This window comes from Nitratireductor sp. B36, assembly GCF_020833685.1.
Lineage (GTDB): Bacteria > Pseudomonadota > Alphaproteobacteria > Rhizobiales > Rhizobiaceae > Nitratireductor.
In genome coordinates this window covers 375027-393989 of the sequence record NZ_JACKZY010000001.1, presented here as the reverse complement: position 1 = coordinate 393989, position 18963 = coordinate 375027, and the positions used below count along the sequence as shown (strand labels likewise).

The following is an 18963-nucleotide window of genomic DNA, read 5'->3' as shown; positions in this document are numbered from 1 at the left end:
CAACGGAAAGTCGGACCATGAATGAGCTTCTGAGTTCATACCTACCTATCGTTATTTTCATCGGCGTCGCGCTCGTCGTCGCGCTTGCGCTGGTGGTTGCGCCATTCCTGGTGGCCTATCGCAATCCGGATCCGGAGAAGCTCTCCGCATATGAATGCGGCTTCAACGCATTCGACGATGCGCGCATGAAGTTCGATGTGCGTTTCTATCTGGTGGCAATTCTGTTCATCATCTTCGACCTGGAAGTGGCTTTCCTCTTCCCGTGGGCGGTGGCGTTCGGAGATATCGGCTGGCTCGGCTTCTGGTCGATGATGGTGTTCCTCGGGGTTCTGACCATCGGCTTCATCTATGAATGGAAGAAGGGAGCGCTGGAATGGGACTGAACAACGGCACGCTCGTAGCGCCCCAGCCCAAGGGTTTGATTGATCCGAACACCGGCAACCCGATCGGTTCGGACGATCCGTTCTACACGGGCATCAACAACGAACTTTCCGACAAGGGCTTTCTTGTCACGTCTTCGGAGGCGCTGATCACCTGGGCGCGCACCGGCTCGCTCATGTGGATGACCTTCGGTCTGGCCTGCTGCGCTGTCGAGATGATGCACATCTCCATGCCGCGCTACGATGCAGAGCGTTTCGGCATCGCGCCGCGCGCGTCACCGCGCCAGTCGGATGTGATGATCGTTGCCGGCACGCTGACCAACAAGATGGCGCCCGCGCTGCGCAAGGTCTATGACCAGATGCCCGAGCCGCGTTACGTCATCTCCATGGGCTCCTGCGCCAATGGCGGCGGCTATTATCACTATTCCTATTCGGTGGTGCGCGGCTGCGATCGCGTCGTGCCCGTCGATATCTATGTGCCCGGCTGCCCGCCCACGGCGGAAGCGTTGCTTTACGGTATTCTTCTTCTGCAGAAGAAGATCCGTCGCACCGGCACGATCGAACGTTAGAGGCGGATATGAGCGAAGCGCTGAAGGACCTGGCGGCATACGTCACGGAAAAGCTCGACGCGCAGATTCAGGATGCGGTCGTCGCCTATGGCGAACTGACCTTCCTGGTCGAGCCGGGCGACATCGTTGATGTGCTCAATTTTCTGAAGAACGACGTCCAGTGCCAGTTTTTCGCATTCGTCGACATTTCGGGCGCGGACTACCCCTCGCGCCAGAAGCGTTTCGAGGTGGTCTACCATCTCCTTTCGCCGCGCCAGAACCAGCGCGTCCGCGTGAAGCTTTCGACGGATGAGGACACGCCGGTGCCGTCCGCCATCGAAGTGTTTCCCGCGGCCAACTGGTTCGAGCGCGAAATCTATGACATGTACGGTGTTCTCTTCACCGGGCATCCGGACCTGCGGCGCATCCTCACCGACTACGGTTTCGAGGGCCACCCGCTGCGCAAGGATTTCCCGCTGACCGGCTTTGTCGAGGTGCGTTACGACGACAATCTGAAGCGTGTCGTCTATGAGCCCGTCGAACTGCGACAGGAATTCCGCAATTTCGATTTCCTTTCGCCATGGGAGGGGACGGATTACGTTCTGCCCGGCGATGAAAAGGCGAAAGAGTGAAGGAAGCGAATAGGGAGTAGCGAATAGCGAATAGAGAGGCTCGGTTGACGATCAGCTCGTACAGGGACCTTCTGATATGGAAAGCAGCGATGGATTTGGCTACGGACTGCTATCGTGCAACCGGAGACTTTCCAAAAACAGAGATTTACGGTCTTACGAGTCAGATACGCCGCGCGGCCGGTTCGGTACCGGCGAACATTGCTGAAGGGCATGGGCGCGAACTTACCGGAGCCTTTATTCAGTTTCTGCGCGTTGCGCAGGGTTCGCTGAAGGAATTAGAGACGCATCTGACGTTGGCGTCGCGTTTGAGTTTATTGGAAGAAAGCAGGCTGCAGGAGTTGCTCCAGGCGGCTGAAGAGATTGGAAAGATGATCAGATCAATGATCCGGCGACTACAGGAAAAATCGGCATGACGGGATCGCTTTCTATTCGCTATTCGCTATTCGCTATTCGCTCTGGCCACGAAGGGGCCATGCGTCATGACTGAACACTCCGTCCGCAACTTCAACATCAACTTCGGCCCGCAGCATCCGGCGGCGCACGGCGTTCTGCGCCTTGTGCTAGAGCTCGACGGCGAGGTGGTCGAGCGTGTTGATCCGCATATCGGGCTTCTCCACCGCGGCACCGAAAAGCTGATCGAGCACAAGACCTATCTGCAGGCCGTGCCTTATTTCGACCGGCTCGACTATGTCGCGCCGATGAACCAGGAACACGCTTTCGCGCTGGCCGTCGAGCGGCTGATCGGCATTGACGTGCCGATCCGCGGGCAGCTCATCCGCGTGCTCTTTTCCGAGATCGGCCGCATTCTGAACCATCTCCTCAACATCACCACGCAGGCGATGGACGTCGGTGCGCTCACCCCGCCGCTGTGGGGCTTTGAAGAGCGCGAAAAGCTGATGGTGTTTTACGAGCGCGCCTGCGGCGCGCGCATGCACGCGGCCTATTTCCGCCCCGGCGGCGTTCATCAGGACATTCCCGATCAGCTCGTCGAGGACATCGGCAACTGGATCGAGCCGTTCCACAAGACGGTGGACGATCTCGACAATCTTTTGACCGGCAACCGCATCTTCAAGCAGCGCAATGTCGATATTGGCGTCGTGACGCTGGAAGACGCATGGGCCTGGGGCTTCTCGGGCGTCATGGTGCGCGGTTCGGGTGCGGCATGGGATCTGCGCAAGAGCCAGCCCTATGAATGCTACCCGGAGATGGATTTCGACATCCCGGTCGGCAAGAATGGCGACTGCTATGATCGCTATCTCATCCGTATGGAAGAGATGCGCCAGTCGGCGAAGATCATGCGCCAGTGCGTTGATCGGCTGCTCGGCAAGGAGCGTGTCGGCCCGGTTTCCAACACCGACGGCAAGATCGTCCCGCCCAAGCGCGGCGAGATGAAGCGGTCGATGGAAGCGCTGATCCATCACTTCAAGCTCTACACCGAAGGCTACCACGTCCCCGAAGGCGAGGTTTATGCCTGCGTGGAAGCGCCCAAGGGCGAATTCGGCGTCTATCTCGTCTCCGACGGGACCAACAAGCCCTATCGCTGCAAGCTGCGCGCGCCGGGCTTTGCTCATCTCCAGGCAATGGATTTCCTGTGCCGCGGCCATCTTCTGGCCGACGTCGCCGCCGTGCTTGGCTCCCTCGACATCGTGTTTGGTGAGGTAGACAGATAAATGTCAGTCCGCCGTCTCGCAGACGAAGCCGTCCAGCCGCAGAGCTTCGCTTTTTCCCGTGCCATGAACGGGGAGGTGAAGCGCTGGCTGGGCAAATATCCGAAAGACCGCAAGCAGTCGGCGGTAATCCCGCTTCTGATGCTCGCACAGGAGCAGGAAGGCTGGGTCACGCGTGCAGCCATCGAGCATGTGGCAGACATGCTGGATATGCCGCTGATCCGCGTGCTCGAAGTGGCCACCTTCTATACCCAGTTCCAGCTTGCACCCGTTGGCACCCGCGCCCACATTCAGGTGTGCGGCACCACGCCCTGCATGCTGCGCGGTTCCGGAGAACTGATCGAGCTTTGCAAGAAGAAGATCAATCCTGAACCCTTTCACCCCAATGCCGACGGCACGCTGTCGTGGGAAGAGGTGGAGTGTCAGGGTGCCTGTGTGAACGCGCCGATGGTCATGATCTTCAAGGATACCTATGAAGATCTGACGCCCGAGCGTCTGGAAGAAATCATCGATGCATTCGAGGCTGGCAAGGGCGACACGATCAAACCCGGTCCGCAGATCGACCGCATCTATTCGGCCCCGGCGAGCGGCCTGACCGCACTGACCGACGAAAAGGCCGTCACCGGCAAGACGAAAGGCAAGCCCGGCAGCCGGAAAAAGGCGACCGCAGGCACCGAGGTGCCGCCGTCCCGCGCGGCCAAGCCCGACACGTCTGCCACCGAAACCGATCCGGCAATCAAGTCGCCGTCCCCGGTCAAGGCGGACAATGGCAAGACATCGGCAGCCGCCGCTGTTTCTGCCAAGGCTGCTCCGAAGAGGAAGCCTGGCACCTCGCCCAAAACCGCCACCGCACCCAAAGTATCTGGGGCCGCAAAACCGGCGAAATCGGCCAAGCCTGCGCTTGAGGACAAGAACCGTCCGGCCGGCATCGAGCGTCCGGCAGAGCCCGACGACCTCAAGATGATTTCCGGCGTCGGCCCGAAGATCGAAGGCATTCTGCACGATCTGGGCATTTTCACCTTCGAGCAGGTTTCGAAGTGGAAAAAGGCCGAGCGCGAATGGGTCGACGGCTATCTGAGTTTTCATGGCCGCATCGAGCGCGAGGACTGGGTCAAACAGGCCAAGGCGCTCGCCAAGGGCGGCGAAGCCGAATACATCAAGGTTTTCGGCAAGAAGCCGAGGTGAGGGACTGAGCCATGCTCCAGGATAAAGACCGCATCTTCACCAATATTTACGGCCAGTTCGACCGTTCCCTGAAGGGCGCGCAGTCGCGCGGCCTGTGGGACAACACCAAGGGGCTGATCGACAAGGGCCGCGACTGGATCATCAATGAGATGAAGGCGTCGGGCCTGCGCGGGCGCGGTGGCGCCGGCTTCCCGACCGGTCTCAAATGGTCGTTCATGCCGAAAGAACCGGGCGACCGCCCGCATTATCTCGTCGTCAATGCCGACGAATCGGAGCCTGGCACCTGCAAGGACCGCGACATCATGCGCCACGACCCGCACACGCTGGTCGAGGGATGCCTGATCGCCGGCTTCGCCATGGGCGCCCACACCGCATACATCTATGTGCGCGGCGAGTTCATCCGTGAGCGCGAGGCGCTCGAGCGTGCCATTGCCGAGTGTTACGAAGCGGGCCTGCTTGGCAAGAACAACAAATGCGGCTGGGACATGGACGTTTACGTCCATCACGGCGCCGGTGCTTATATCTGCGGTGAGGAAACCGCGCTGCTGGAAAGCCTTGAAGGCAAGAAGGGCCAGCCGCGCCTCAAGCCGCCATTCCCTGCGAATGTCGGCCTCTATGGCTGCCCGACGACCGTGAACAACGTCGAATCCATCGCCGTTGCACCGACCATTCTGCGCCGTGGCGCATCGTGGTTCTCCTCCTTCGGGCGCGAGAACAACAAGGGCACGAAGCTTTTCTGCATCTCCGGACACGTGGAAAATCCGTGCACGGTGGAAGAGGAAATGTCGATCCCGTTCCGCGAGCTGATCGAGCGCCATTGCGGCGGCGTCCGTGGCGGCTGGGACAATCTTCTGGCGGTCATTCCGGGCGGCTCTTCGGTGCCATTGGTGCCGGCGGAGCAGATCATCGATACGCCGATGGACTTCGACAGCCTGCGCGAACTGAAGTCCGGTCTCGGCACCGCCGCCGTGATCGTGATGGACAAGTCCACCGACATCGTGAAGGCGATTGCGCGGCTCTCCTATTTCTACAAGCACGAGAGCTGCGGCCAGTGCACGCCGTGCCGCGAGGGCACCGGCTGGATGTGGCGCGTGATGGAGCGTCTGGTCGTAGGCCAGGCCCAGAAACATGAAATCGACATGCTGCTTGACGTGACGAAGCAGGTGGAAGGACACACGATCTGCGCCCTTGGCGATGCGGCTGCATGGCCCATCCAGGGTCTCGTGCGTCATTTCCGCCCGGAGATCGAGCGGCGCATCGACGAGTTCACCCGCAACGCGCATCAGGCCCGGCCGGCGCTGGTGGCGGCGGAATAAAAGTGAAGGTTTGCTCCGTAAGGGGCGAGAGGTAAGCGGACAGCGACCATGGCAAAATTGAAAGTCGACGGCACGGAGATCGAGGTACCCGATCACTACACGCTGCTGCAGGCCGCCGAGGAGGCGGGCGCGGAGGTGCCGCGCTTCTGTTTCCATGAGCGTCTGTCGATCGCAGGCAATTGCCGCATGTGTCTGGTGGAAGTGAAGGGCGGGCCGCCCAAGCCGGCCGCATCCTGCGCCATGGGCGTGCGCGATCTGCGCCCCGGCCCCAATGGCGAGGCGCCCGAAATCTTCACCAACACGCCGATGGTCAAGAAGGCCCGCGAAGGCGTGATGGAGTTCCTGCTCATCAACCACCCGCTCGATTGCCCGATTTGCGATCAGGGCGGCGAATGCGACCTGCAGGATCAGGCGATGGCCTTCGGCGTGGATTCGTCCCGCTACAGGGAAAACAAGCGCGCCGTCGAAGACAAATATATCGGCCCGCTCGTCAAGACGATCATGACGCGCTGCATCCACTGCACGCGCTGCGTCCGTTTCACCACCGAGGTGGCGGGTATTTCCGAGCTCGGCCTGATTGGCCGTGGCGAGGATGCCGAGATCACCACCTATCTCGAAGAGGCGATGACGTCCGAGCTTCAGGGCAATGTGATTGACCTGTGCCCGGTGGGCGCGCTCACCTCGCGCCCCTATGCGTTCCAGGCGCGTCCGTGGGAGCTCAGCAAGACCCAGTCCATCGACGTGATGGATGCGGTCGGTTCGGCCATCCGTGTTGATACGCGTGGCCGCGAAGTCATGCGCATCCTGCCGCGCATCAACGAGGCGGTGAACGAGGAATGGATTTCCGACAAATCCCGCTTCGTGTGGGACGGCCTCAGAACACAGCGTCTCGATCGCCCCTATGTGCGCAAGGGCAAGCGGCTTCAGCCGGCCACCTGGCCCGAGGCGTTCGATGCCATCGCCAAGGCCGTATCGAAGGCCCAGCCGGAAAAGATCGGCGCCATTGCCGGCGATCTGGCCGCCGTCGAGGAAATGTATGCGCTGAAATCGCTGATGCAGTCGCTTGGTTCGGCGAATTATGATTGTCGTCAGGACGGGGCGGTACTCGACCCGGCGCTTGGTCGTGCGAGCTACATTTTCAACCCGACCATCGAGGGCATCGAGGACGCCGACGCGCTTTTGATCATCGGCGCCAATCCGCGCTTCGAGGCGTCGGTTCTCAACGCCCGCATCCGCAAGCGCTGGCGCATGGGCGATTTCCCCATTGGCGTCATCGGCGAGATGGGTGACCTGCGGTATGATTACGACATGCTCGGTGCCGGGGCCGAAACGCTAAAGGAACTGGCCGAAGGCAAGGGCAAGTTCGCTTCGGTCCTCAAGAAGGCCAAGCGGCCGATGATCATCGTGGGGCAAGGGGCTCTGGCCCGCTCTGACGGTGCGGCGATCCTCGGCCTTGCGGCAAAGCTTGCCGGATCGGTCAAGGCAGTGTCTGCCGAGTGGAACGGTTTTGCCGTGCTGCATACGGCGGCGTCCCGCGTCGGCGGTCTCGATCTCGGCTTCGTGCCCGGTAAAGATGGCAAGGACGTGAAGGGCATGATGGGCGCGATGGACGTGCTCTTCCTGCTCGGCGCCGACGAGATCGACATGAACGCGATCGGTGAGGCCTTCACCGTCTATATCGGCACCCATGGTGATGCCGGTGCACACCGCGCCGATGTCATCCTGCCGGCTGCGACCTATACGGAGAAGTCCGGCACCTATGTGAACACCGAGGGCCGGGTGCAGATGACCAACCGCGCCGGTTTCGCGCCGGGCGAGGCCAAGGAAGACTGGGCGATCCTGCGGGCATTGTCCGATGTGCTCGGCCACAAGCTTCCGTTCGATTCGCTGGCCGCGCTGCGCGCAGCCCTTTATGCCGAATTCCCGCATTTCGCGGCCATCGACACGGTTGCGCCAGCCGATGCGGGCGATGTCGAGAAACTCGCCAAGCTTGGCGGGCGGCTTACCAAGGCTCCCTTCACCTCGCCGGTGAAGGATTTCTATCTCACCAACCCGATCGCCCGTGCCTCGGCTGTGATGGCTGAATGTTCGGCGCTGGCGCGCGGCGACGTAAAACAGGCGGCCGAGTAGAGACGAATGGATACCTTCTTTTCAACCTACGTCCTTCCGGGGCTTCTGATCCTTCTGCAGTCGGTGGCGATGATCGTCATCCTCCTGATCTTCGTCGCCTATATTCTTTATGCCGACCGCAAGATCTGGGCTGCCGTGCAGCGTCGCCGTGGCCCGAACGTGGTCGGCCCGTGGGGCCTGTTCCAGGCGTTTGCCGACCTCTTCAAGTTCGTCTTCAAGGAGCCGGTGATCCCATCGGGAGCCAACAAGGGCGTGTTCCTTCTGGCACCAGTCGTTGCTTCGGTTCTGGCGATTGCCGCATGGGCGGTGATCCCGGTCAATGAAGGCTGGGCGATTGCCAATGTGAACATCGGCATTCTCTACGTCTTTGCCATCGCTTCGCTGGAAGTCTACGGCGTGATCATGGGCGGCTGGGCCTCCAACTCGAAATATCCGTTCCTCGGCGCGCTGCGTTCGGCGGCACAGATGGTCTCCTATGAAGTCTCCATCGGCTTCGTGATCGTCACCGTCCTGCTCACGGTCGGCTCGCTCAACCTGACCGACATCGTGCTTGCGCAGGGTGACGGTCTCGGCACCATGCTTGGCCTGCCCAACACGTTCCTCGACTGGAACTGGCTGGCGCTGTTCCCCATGTTCATCGTGTTCTTCATCTCGGCGCTGGCCGAGACGAACCGTCCTCCCTTCGATCTGGTGGAGGCCGAATCCGAGCTCGTGGCCGGTCACATGATCGAGTATTCCTCGACGCCGTTCCTGCTCTTCTTCCTCGGCGAGTATGTGGCCATTGTCCTGATGTGCGCGCTCACCACCATCCTGTTCCTGGGTGGCTGGCTGCCGCCGCTCGACTTCGCGCCCTTCACCTGGGTGCCGGGTGTGATCTGGTTCGTGTTGAAGATGTGCATGGTCTTCTTCATGTTCGCGCTGGTGAAGGCGTTCGTGCCGCGCTACCGCTACGATCAGTTGATGCGCCTTGGCTGGAAAGTGTTCCTGCCGCTGTCGCTCTTCATGGTCGTTGCCACCGCGGCCTTCCTGAAATTCACGGGGATGGCATGACCATGACCTTTTTCATCCCTGAAAACCGCTTCGGAGAAAATCGATGAGTGCGCTTGCACAGGCAGCCAAATCGCTGCTTCTCAAAGAGTTCGTCGGGGCTGTCATCCTGTCCATGCGGCAGTTCTTTGCGCCGAAATACACGCTCAACTATCCGCATGAAAAAGGCCCGGTCAGCCCGCGCTTCCGTGGCGAGCATGCGCTGCGTCGCTATCCCAATGGCGAAGAGCGCTGCATTGCATGCAAGCTGTGCGAGGCGATCTGCCCGGCCCAGGCGATAACCATCGAGGCGGGGCCCCGCCGCAATGACGGCACGCGCCGCACGGTGCGGTACGACATCGACATGGTGAAGTGCATCTATTGCGGTTTCTGCCAGGAAGCCTGCCCCGTGGACGCCATCGTCGAGGGGCCGAATTTCGAATTCGCGACGGAAACGCGTGAGGAACTTTACTACGACAAGGACAAGCTGCTCGCCAATGGCGATCGCTGGGAGCGGGAACTGGCGCGCAACATCGCGCTGGATGCACCATACCGGTGACGGTTTGACCTGTGGACGGGGGCAGGGCACCCGTCTAAACGAAGCATCGTGAATGCCCGGCGCGCCGGGTTTTTTGAAAAGCCATGGCGTTTGCCGTGGCAGGCTAGGTACCGAGGGAACCATGCTGACAGGACTTGAGGCGATTTTCTTTTATCTGTTCGCCTTTCTCACCGTGGCGGCGGCCTTCATGGTCATCGCGGCACGCAATCCCGTGCATTCGGTGCTCTTTCTGATCGTCGCGTTCTTCAACTCGGCCGGTCTCTTCCTTCTGACAGGCGCGGAGTTCCTCGCCTTCATCATGCTTGTCGTCTATGTGGGCGCGGTCGCCGTGCTCTTCCTTTTCGTCGTCATGATGCTGGATGTGGATTTCGCCGAATTGAAGCGCGGAGCACTGCAATATGCGCCGGTCGGTGCGCTGGTGGGCATCATCCTGGCCGCAGAGCTGATCATCGTTCTCGGCGGTTACGCCTTCGCGCCGGAGCTTTCGGGCGAGGTTGCCCAGCCCACGCCGCCGATCGATGTGCGCCACAACACGGCAGCGCTCGGCGACATTCTCTACACCGATTACATCCATTTCTTCCAGATCGCCGGCATGGTGCTTCTGGTGGCCATGATCGGCGCCATCGTGCTGACGCTGCGCCACAAGGAAAACGTCAAGCGGCAGAACATCTCTGTCCAGGTGGCGCGCACGCCTGAAACGGCGATTGAAATCAAGAAAGTCGAAACGGGCGAGGGCCTCTGATCATGCTGGAAATCGGCATCGCACACTATCTGACCGTCTCGGCCATCCTGTTCACGCTTGGCGTGTTCGGCATCTTCCTGAACCGGAAGAACGTCATCATCATCCTGATGTCGGTCGAGCTCATCCTGCTTGCGGTCAACTTGAACTTCGTCGCCTTCTCCTCGGTTCTGGGAGATCTCGTCGGACAGGTTTTCGCGCTATTCGTTCTCACCGTCGCGGCGGCGGAAGCTGCGATCGGTCTTGCCATTCTCGTCGTCTTCTTCCGCAATCGCGGCACCATCGCCGTCGAAGACATCAACATGATGAAGGGCTGAGCATACGGCCATGTATCAAGCGATCGTATTTCTCCCGCTTATCGGCTTTCTGATCGCCGGGCTGTTCGGCCGCTCTATCGGCGCGAAGGGATCCGAGCTGATCACCAGCGGCTTCATGGTCATTGCCGCGCTTTTGTCCTGGGTGGCCTTCTTCACGATGGCCATGGGCAGCGGCGAGGCATTCACCGTGCCGCTTCTGGCCTTCATCACCTCGGGCAATCTGGATGTGAGCTGGGCGATCCGCGTCGACACGCTGACCGTCGTCATGCTGATCGTGGTGAACACGGTCTCGGCGCTGGTGCACATCTATTCGATCGGCTACATGCACCACGATCCGCATCGGCCGCGCTTCTTCGCCTATCTGTCGCTCTTCACCTTCGCCATGCTCATGCTGGTGACATCGGACAATCTGGTCCAGATGTTCTTCGGCTGGGAAGGCGTGGGCCTGGCCTCCTATCTCCTGATCGGCTTCTGGTTCAAGAAGCCCTCGGCCAATGCCGCGGCCATGAAGGCCTTCATCGTCAACCGTGTCGGCGATTTCGGCTTTCTGCTCGGCATCTTCGGCGTTTACATGCTGTTCGGTTCGGTGAACTTCAGCACCATCTTCGCCAATGCGGCCACCTATCTGCCCGCTGAAGGCGCAGAGGCTGGAGAGCCGGTGCTGACCTTCCTCGGCTACGCGCTCGACAAGGGCGGCGCGCTGACGGCGATCTGCCTTCTTCTGTTCATGGGCGCCATGGGCAAGTCGGCGCAGGTGCCGCTGCACACGTGGCTGCCCGACGCCATGGAAGGCCCGACCCCGGTCTCCGCGCTCATCCACGCTGCCACCATGGTGACGGCCGGTGTCTTCATGGTCGCGCGTCTGTCGCCGATCTTCGAACTGTCGCACACGGCTCTCACCGTCGTGACCTTTGTTGGCGCGTTCACGGCCTTCTTCGCCGCGACCGTCGGTCTGGTGCAGAACGACATCAAGCGCGTCATCGCCTATTCGACCTGTTCGCAGCTCGGCTACATGTTCGTCGCGCTTGGCACCGGCTTTTACAGCGCGGCCATCTTCCACCTGTTCACGCACGCCTTCTTCAAGGCACTCCTGTTCCTTGGGTCCGGTTCGGTTATCCATGCCGTTTCCGACGAGCAGGACATGCGCAAGATGGGCGGTCTCAGGAAGCTGATCCCGCAGACCTATTGGATGATGATCATCGGCACGATCGCGCTCACGGGCGTGGGCATCCCGTTGACGGTCATCGGCACGGCAGGGTTCTTCTCCAAGGATGCGATCATCGAAGGCGCATTCGCGGCAGAGAACTATTTCGCCGTGTTCTCTTTCATCCTGCTCACCGTCGCGGCGGTGTTCACGAGCTTCTATTCGTGGCGCCTTATCTTCATGACGTTCCACGGCAAGCCACGCGCTTCCGCCGATGTGATGCATCATGTGCATGAATCGCCGCTGGTCATGCTTGTGCCGCTGTTCATCCTGGCCGTTGGCGCACTCTTTGCCGGCGTTGCCTTCAAAGAGTTCTTCGTCGGCCATGAGTACGAGCACTTCTGGAAGGGCGCGCTCTTCACATTGCCCGACAACCACATGCTGGAAGAGTTCCATCACGTCCCCGTCTGGGTGAAGCTCGCCCCGTTCGTTGCCATGCTTCTCGGCCTCTATGTCGCCTGGGTCTATTACATCCGGTCGCCAGAGCGTCCCAAGCGGCTTGCCCAGCAGTTCAGCGGGCTCTACGCCTTCCTGCTCAACAAGTGGTATTTCGACGAGCTCTATGACTTCCTGTTCGTCCGTCCGGCCAAGCGCCTCGGCCACTTCCTCTGGAAAAAGGGCGACGGAATGGTCATCGACGGTCTCGGCCCGGATGGCATTTCGGCCCGTGTGGTCGATGTCACCAACCGGATCGTCAAGCTGCAGAGCGGCTTTCTCTATCACTACGCCTTCGCCATGCTCATCGGCGTTGCGGCCCTCGTTACCTGGATGATGCTCGGAGGCACGTTCTAAGCCATGACCGACTGGCCAATTCTTTCCACGGTCACCTTCCTGCCGCTGGTGGGTGCGCTTCTCATCCTCCTGATCCGGGAGGACGGTGCCGGTGCGCGCCGCAACATTCGCAATGTCGCTCTTCTGACGACGGTTTTCACTTTCGTCCTGTCGCTCTTCATCTGGATCGGGTTCGATGCGTCGACGCCCGGTTTCCAGATGGTCGAAAAGCAGGAATGGCTGGGCTCCGGCATTTCCTATCACATGGGTGTCGACGGCATCTCCATGCTGTTCGTCATCCTGACAACCTTCCTCATGCCGCTATGCGTTCTGGCAAGCTGGGAGGCGGTGGAGCACCGCGTCAAGGAATACATGATCGCGTTTCTGATCCTGGAAACGCTCATGATCGGCGTGTTCTGCGCGCTCGACATCGTGCTCTTCTATGTCTTCTTCGAGGCGGGCCTCATCCCGATGTTCATCATCATCGGTGTGTGGGGCGGCAAGCGGCGCGTCTATGCGAGCTTCAAGTTCTTCCTCTACACGCTGCTTGGCTCCGTGCTGATGCTGCTCGCCATGATGGCGATGTACTGGCAGGCCGGAACGACGGATATCCCGACGCTTCTGACCCACGTCTTCCCCGAAGGCATGCAATACTGGCTATGGGTGGCCTTCTTCGCTTCCTTCGCGGTCAAGATGCCCATGTGGCCGGTCCACACCTGGTTGCCCGACGCGCACGTTGAAGCGCCTACGGCAGGCTCGGTCATCCTTGCGGGCATCCTGTTGAAGATGGGTGGCTATGGCTTCCTGCGCTTCTCGCTGCCCATGTTCCCGGTCGCCTCCATCGATCTTGCTCCTCTGGTCTTCACCCTTTCGGTGATCGCCATCATCTACACATCGCTGGTGGCGCTGATGCAGGAGGACATCAAGAAGCTGATCGCCTATTCCTCGGTCGCCCATATGGGCTTCGTCACCATGGGCATTTTCGCCATCAACGAGCAGGGCGTGCAGGGCGCGATCTTCCAGATGCTCTCGCACGGCCTCGTCTCGGGCGCGCTCTTCCTGTGTGTCGGCGTCATCTATGACCGCATGCACACACGCGAGATCGCGGCCTATGGCGGCCTCGTCAACAACATGCCCAAATACGCCACCGTGTTCATGATCTTCACCATGGCGAATGTTGGCCTGCCGGGCACCAGCGGCTTCGTTGGCGAATTCCTGACACTTCTGTCGGTGTTCAAGGTCAACACCTGGGTCGCGCTTTTTGCCACCACCGGCGTCATCCTGTCGGCGGGTTATGCGCTCTGGCTCTATCGCCGGGTGATCTTCGGCTCGCTCACCAAGGAAAGCCTGAAGGGCATGCTCGACCTGTCCGCGCGCGAGAAGCTCATTCTCTACCCGCTGGTGGTGCTGGTCATCTTCTTCGGTGTCTACCCGGCACCGATCCTCGATGCGACGGCGGTTTCGGTCGAAGCACTTGTGAACAATGTCTCCCTGTCGGCCGACATGGCACGGGAAGCGGCAACGGCTGCCGCGCAGTAAACGGATTGAAAGCGAATGACGCCTGATCTGACGATAAGCCTGATCCTTGCAACGCCGGAGCTGATCTTGGCGGTGGGCGCTATGGCGCTCCTGATGGTCGGTGTCTTTTCCGGCCCCCGTGCCAATTCCACCGTCACCGGTCTTGCGGTCGCGCTTCTGGTCGCCGTGATTGCGCTGATGGTGATCTTCCCGGCCGATGGCCGCGCCTTCGGCGGCGCCTTCGTAAGCGATGCGTTCGCCCGCTTCATGAAGATCCTGACGCTGGTCGGCTCCGTTGTGACGCTCGTCATGTCGGTCGGTTTTGCCAAGGCGGAGAAGTTCGACAAGTTCGAGTTCCCGGTTCTCATCATGCTGGCCACACTCGGCATGATGCTGATGATCTCGGCCAATGACATGATCGCGCTCTATCTGGGCCTCGAGCTGCAGTCGCTCGCACTCTATGTCGTTGCCGCCATCAACCGCGACAGCGCGCGCTCTACCGAGGCGGGCCTGAAATACTTTGTTCTGGGCGCGCTCTCTTCGGGCATGATGCTTTACGGCATTTCGCTGGTCTACGGCTACACCGGCAACACCGGCTTCGACGTCATCGCTGCAACGCTCACGGGTGCGGAGCGTCAGCTCGGTCTCGTCTTCGGTCTCGTTTTCGTGCTTGCGGGGCTCGCCTTTAAGATTTCCGCTGTTCCCTTCCACATGTGGACGCCGGACGTTTACGAAGGCGCTCCCACCCCGGTCACCGCCTTCTTTGCGGCAGCGCCCAAAATGGCCGCCATGGCGCTTCTGGTGCGTGTCACCATGGGCGCGTTCGAGCCGATCGCCAGCGACTGGCAGCAGATCATCGTGTTCGTGGCGATTGCCTCCATGATCCTTGGCGCTTTCGCGGCCATCGGCCAGCGCAACATCAAACGCCTCATGGCCTATTCCTCCATCGGTCATGTGGGTTATGCGCTTGTCGGGCTTGCCGCGAATTCCGAGGCCGGCGTCAAGGGCGTGGCGATCTACATGCTCATCTATCTGGCCATGACGCTCGGCACGTTTGCCGTCATCCTGGCCATGCGCCGCAATGACGCGAATGTCGAACAGATCGACGATCTGGCGGGCCTCTCGTCCACCAACCCGATGATGGCGACGATCATGACCATTCTCATGTTCTCGCTGGCGGGCATTCCGCCGCTCGCGGGCTTCTGGGGAAAATGGTACGTGTTCCTCGCGGCCATCGACGCCAAGCTCTATGCGCTTGCAGTGATCGGTGTGGTCAGCTCCGTGGTCGGCGCATTCTACTATCTGCGCGTTATCAAGATCATGTGGTTCGACGAATCGGCGGGCGGCTTCCAGCCCATGGCGGGCGAACTGCGCTTCGTCATGCTCCTGTCGGGCGCCTTTGTGCTGCTCTACGTTCTGATCGGTGGCCCCGTCGGGCGCTTTGCCGAGGCTGCCGCAAAGACCTTCTTCTAGGTCATGGCCTTTCGTCTGGCGCCGTCGGCGGAAACGGCCGGTTATCGGCTGGAAGCCCATGAGAGCGTCGGCTCCACCAATGCGCTGGCGCTCGATCATGCGCGCGCCGGCGATCCAGGCAATCTCTGGGTAGTCGCCTCCAGGCAGGAGAGTGGACGAGGGCGTCGCGGCCGTGAATGGGCGACACCGCCCGGCAATCTTGCCGCAACGCTTCTGAATGTCGGCCATTTCGAGCCGGCGATGGCGGCCACGCTCGGCTTTGTTGCCGGGCTCGCCCTCTCCGATGCGCTTCTGGCGGTCGTGCCGGAAAAGCGCATCGCCGTTGCTGCCGATAGTGGCGATTTGCCCGGTGGGCGCTTTGCACTCAAATGGCCCAACGATGTTCTGGCCGACGGGGCGAAGCTATCCGGCATTCTGCTGGAATCGACCATCCTGCCCGATGGCCGCTTTGCCATTGCGGTTGGTATCGGCGTCAATGTCGTCTCCCACCCGGACAACACGCCTTACCCGGCCACCTCGCTCAGGGCTCTGGGGTTCGGCGGTGACGCAGGCGACCTCTTCCTTGCGCTTTCGGACGCCTGGGTCGATAACAGTCGCCTTTGGAACGGCGGGCGCGGGCTCGATGCCATTCGCAACCGCTGGCTCAAGCGAGCGGCGGGGCTTGGCACCCAGGTGTCCATCCGTGTCGACGGCCGCGTGGCGCGCGGCACATTCGAGACCATCGACGAAGCCTGTCGCTTCGTTATCCGCGAAGCGGACGGTTCATTGTTGAGAATTGCAGCAGGCGACGTGCATTTCGGCGCGGTTGCTTCTGCGCAGGCAGATTAAGAGAAGGGGACCCATGGCGCGTTCCAGCACAAAAAAGCCGGCCAAGAGCGGCGATCTGAAGAATGCCGAGCTGGTTTTCTGCCCGCTTGGCGGTGTCGGCGAGATCGGCATGAATTTTGGCCTCTATGGGTTCGGGCCCGCGGGAAAGCGCGAATGGATCGTTGTCGATTGCGGCGTCACCTTTCCGGGGCCGGAGCTTCCAGGCGTCGATCTGGTTCTGCCCGACATCAGCTTTATCCGTGGCGAGGTCGACCGGCTGCGCGGGATCGTCATCACCCATGCGCATGAAGATCACTACGGCGCGGTGCTCGATCTCTGGCCGCTGCTCAAGGCCGATGTCTGGATGACGCCTTTTGCCGCCGGGCTTCTGGAGGCCAAGCGCCAGTCCGAATCCGGTGCGCCCGATGTGCCGGTGAAGATCTTCAGGGCCGGCGAAACCTTCGAGATCGGTCCGTTCAGCATCGAGGCCGTTGCCGTCGCGCACTCCATTCCCGAGCCGGTTTCGCTCGCCATCACAACCCCGCTCGGCAGGGTGGTGCATACGGGCGACTGGAAGATCGACCCGGCTCCCGCCATCGGTCCCAAGACCGACGAGGCACGCTTCCGCGCGATCGGCGATGAAGGCGTTCTGGCGCTGGTCTGCGATTCCACCAATGCGATGCGCGAAGGCGAATCCCCGACCGAGCAAGCTGTGGGCGAAGGGCTGAAGGAAGTGATCGAGGCGGCATCGGGCCGTGTCGTCGTCACCACCTTCTCTTCGAATGTCGGGCGCATCCGCTCCATTGCGGAGGCCGCGCGCGATGCCGGCCGCCAGCTTCTTGTGCTCGGTCGCTCCATGAAACGCGTTATCGATGTGGCGACTGAGCTTGGCTATCTCGACGGCCTGCCGGAGTATCTGGACGAGGACGAATTCCAGCACGTCCCGCGCGACAAGGTCGTGGTGCTGTGCACCGGGAGCCAGGGCGAAAGCCGCGCCGCACTCGCCAAACTCGCCCGTGACGAGATGCGCAATGTCGCGCTGACGGCAGGCGACACGGTCGTCTATTCCTCGCGTCTCATTCCCGGCAACGAGAAGGCGGTTCTTGAAACCAAGAACCGTCTGATCGAGATGGGCATCGAGATCATCGAGGATGACGACGCGCTGGTTCATGTCTCCGGCCACCCCCGCCGCAGCGAATTGAAGCGGATGTATTCCTGGGTGAGGCCGCAGATCCTCGTGCCGGTGCATGGCGAGGCCGCGCATCTGGTGGCGCAGGGCTCGCTCGGCGCCATGGAAGGCATTCCAGAGGTCACACAGGTGCGCAATGGCGACATGCTGCGCCTTGCCCCCGGACCGGCCGAGATCATCGGCGAGGTTCCGCATGGGCGTTTCTTCAAGGACGGCCGGCTTCTGGGGGACGACGAGGAGATGGGCATCCGTGATCGCCGCAAGCTCTCCTATGCCGGCCATGTCGTGCTCAACGTTGTGCTTGATGAGCGCTTCAATCTCGATGGCGACCCCGATATCGTCGCCATCGGAGTGGCCGAGCGTGATGCGCGGGGAGAGCTTCTCGAGGACATCATGCTGGACGCGGCATCCGGTGCTTTGCGCAGCATTCCGCGCAACCGCCGCAAGGATCTCGACCTGGTGTCGGAATCGGTTCGGCGCGCCGTGCGCAATGCGGCAAATGCCGCATGGGGCAAAAAGCCCATTGTGACGGTCTTCGTCACGCAATAAGCAAAGGGCGGGGCGCCAGACAGCCCGCCGCTTTGCAGGAGAAGAAAGGCCGATGCTCGGAAAGCTCAATCACGTGGCGATCGCGGTGCCTGATCTTGAGAAGGCGTCGGCCCTTTATCGCGATACGTTGGGCGCGAAGGTTTCCGCACCGCAGGCCTTGCCCGAGCACGGTGTCACGGTGGTCTTCATCGAACTCGACAACACCAAGGTCGAGCTACTGGAGCCGCTCGGCGAGGGCTCGCCGATTGCCGGCTTTCTTTCGAGAAATCCGGACGGCGGCATGCATCATATCTGCTATGAGGTGGCCGACATCATCGCCGCGCGCGACCGGCTAAAAGCGGATGGCGCACGCATTCTTGGAGACGGACAGCCGAAGATCGGTGCCCATGGCAAGCCGGTCCTCTTCCTGCACCCCAAGGACTTTACTGGCACCCTTGTCGAACTCGAACAGGTCTGAGGTTCATCGATGGGCTGGGTTTCTCTTCTTGCCGTATTTTTCATCGTCTGGTGGACGGTGCTTTTCATTGCACTGCCGTTCGGTCTGCGCACGCAGGAAGAAGACGGTGAGGTGACGCTCGGCACCACCGAGAGCGCGCCGCGCGGGCCGCACATGCTGCGCGCCTTGGTTCGCACGACGATCATCGCGCTTCTGATCTGTGGGTTGTTGATCCTGCTGACGCGTGGGCTCGGATACTCTTTCGACGATATTCCAAGGGTCGTGCCGAAATTCGACTGACGCTGGCTGCGAAAGTCTTATCCCGCCCGGCTAGGGGGATCCGTTTATCCAGAGAAGCAGGGGATGGGGCTTCCCCCAAAAAAAATGCAAGGCCAAAAGGCCTTGCTAACTCAACGCGTCCGATCCTTTGCCGTATCATCGTCGGCGGCTGCGAGTTACCGCGCCTGGACCGCATCCTCCCAAGACTTTGACCGCGTAATGAGGATGAATTTCAGCT

The 18963-nt window shown here is 61.0% G+C and carries 19 protein-coding genes; all 19 read left to right on the top strand.

The features are described from left to right. Window positions 1-17 precede the first annotated feature (17 nt). The 19 genes from H7H48_RS01930 (at window position 18) to H7H48_RS01840 (ending at window position 18746) form a co-directional block, all read left to right on the top strand. The gene (locus tag H7H48_RS01930; protein WP_223004263.1) at window positions 18-383 is read left to right on the top strand and encodes an NADH-quinone oxidoreductase subunit A; all 366 of its coding nucleotides are present in this window, start codon (window positions 18-20) and stop codon (window positions 381-383) included. Then, a complete protein-coding gene (locus H7H48_RS01925) occupies window positions 374-949 on the top strand; it encodes an NADH-quinone oxidoreductase subunit B family protein (RefSeq protein WP_229447129.1) in 576 nt (191 codons plus the stop codon). The genes H7H48_RS01930 and H7H48_RS01925 overlap by 10 nt, the downstream gene beginning before the upstream one ends. A gap of 8 nt (window positions 950-957) precedes the next feature. Further along, window positions 958-1560 carry an NADH-quinone oxidoreductase subunit C gene (locus tag H7H48_RS01920; RefSeq protein WP_065817673.1) on the top strand — a complete coding sequence of 201 codons (603 nt, stop codon included), beginning with the start codon at window positions 958-960 and terminating at the stop codon, window positions 1558-1560. 44 nt (window positions 1561-1604) lie between these two features. Then, window positions 1605-1973 (top strand): four helix bundle protein, encoded by a 369-nt coding sequence (locus H7H48_RS01915; protein WP_229447128.1) that lies wholly within the window; start codon window positions 1605-1607, stop codon window positions 1971-1973. A 66-nt stretch (window positions 1974-2039) separates the two neighbouring features. Continuing rightward, the gene (locus H7H48_RS01910) at window positions 2040-3230 is read left to right on the top strand and encodes an NADH-quinone oxidoreductase subunit D (protein ID WP_229447127.1); all 1191 of its coding nucleotides are present in this window, start codon (window positions 2040-2042) and stop codon (window positions 3228-3230) included. Beyond that, entirely contained in the window at window positions 3231-4412 is a 1182-nt protein-coding gene (locus H7H48_RS01905; protein WP_229447126.1) for an NADH-quinone oxidoreductase subunit E, read from the top strand. It begins immediately after the preceding gene. Between the two features lie 11 nt (window positions 4413-4423). Next, a complete protein-coding gene (gene nuoF / locus H7H48_RS01900) occupies window positions 4424-5728 on the top strand; it encodes an NADH-quinone oxidoreductase subunit NuoF (protein WP_229447125.1) in 1305 nt (434 codons plus the stop codon). Between the two features lie 48 nt (window positions 5729-5776). Next, a complete protein-coding gene (gene nuoG, locus H7H48_RS01895; protein WP_229447124.1) occupies window positions 5777-7858 on the top strand; it encodes an NADH-quinone oxidoreductase subunit NuoG in 2082 nt (693 codons plus the stop codon). Window positions 7859-7864: 6 nt separating this feature from the next. Next, window positions 7865-8908: an NADH-quinone oxidoreductase subunit NuoH gene (nuoH, locus tag H7H48_RS01890; RefSeq protein ID WP_065817667.1), complete on the top strand. Its 1044-nt coding sequence runs from the start codon at window positions 7865-7867 to the stop codon at window positions 8906-8908. A 43-nt stretch (window positions 8909-8951) separates the two neighbouring features. Further along, complete coding sequence (nuoI, locus tag H7H48_RS01885; protein ID WP_065817666.1) at window positions 8952-9443, top strand: NADH-quinone oxidoreductase subunit NuoI; 492 nt, start codon at window positions 8952-8954, stop codon at window positions 9441-9443. 121 nt (window positions 9444-9564) lie between these two features. Next, complete coding sequence (locus tag H7H48_RS01880) at window positions 9565-10185, top strand: NADH-quinone oxidoreductase subunit J (protein ID WP_229447123.1); 621 nt, start codon at window positions 9565-9567, stop codon at window positions 10183-10185. Window positions 10186-10190: 5 nt separating this feature from the next. After that, on the top strand, window positions 10191-10499 hold the full coding sequence (gene nuoK, locus H7H48_RS01875; protein ID WP_025030250.1) for an NADH-quinone oxidoreductase subunit NuoK: 309 nt from the start codon (window positions 10191-10193) through the stop codon (window positions 10497-10499). Between the two features lie 10 nt (window positions 10500-10509). After that, window positions 10510-12495, top strand: coding sequence for an NADH-quinone oxidoreductase subunit L (gene nuoL, locus H7H48_RS01870; protein ID WP_229447122.1), 1986 nt, complete (start codon window positions 10510-10512; stop codon window positions 12493-12495). A 3-nt stretch (window positions 12496-12498) separates the two neighbouring features. Continuing rightward, the gene (locus tag H7H48_RS01865) at window positions 12499-14013 is read left to right on the top strand and encodes an NADH-quinone oxidoreductase subunit M (protein ID WP_229447121.1); all 1515 of its coding nucleotides are present in this window, start codon (window positions 12499-12501) and stop codon (window positions 14011-14013) included. Window positions 14014-14028: 15 nt separating this feature from the next. Next, window positions 14029-15465 carry an NADH-quinone oxidoreductase subunit NuoN gene (gene nuoN, locus H7H48_RS01860; RefSeq protein ID WP_007007892.1) on the top strand — a complete coding sequence of 479 codons (1437 nt, stop codon included), beginning with the start codon at window positions 14029-14031 and terminating at the stop codon, window positions 15463-15465. Between the two features lie 3 nt (window positions 15466-15468). After that, window positions 15469-16293 carry a biotin--[acetyl-CoA-carboxylase] ligase gene (locus H7H48_RS01855; protein ID WP_229447120.1) on the top strand — a complete coding sequence of 275 codons (825 nt, stop codon included), beginning with the start codon at window positions 15469-15471 and terminating at the stop codon, window positions 16291-16293. Window positions 16294-16306: 13 nt separating this feature from the next. Then, entirely contained in the window at window positions 16307-18010 is a 1704-nt protein-coding gene (locus H7H48_RS01850) for a ribonuclease J (protein WP_229447119.1), read from the top strand. A 52-nt stretch (window positions 18011-18062) separates the two neighbouring features. Continuing rightward, a complete protein-coding gene (mce, locus tag H7H48_RS01845) occupies window positions 18063-18467 on the top strand; it encodes a methylmalonyl-CoA epimerase (protein WP_229447118.1) in 405 nt (134 codons plus the stop codon). Between the two features lie 9 nt (window positions 18468-18476). Further along, window positions 18477-18746 (top strand): DUF1467 family protein, encoded by a 270-nt coding sequence (locus H7H48_RS01840; protein ID WP_229447117.1) that lies wholly within the window; start codon window positions 18477-18479, stop codon window positions 18744-18746. Window positions 18747-18963 lie beyond the last annotated feature (217 nt).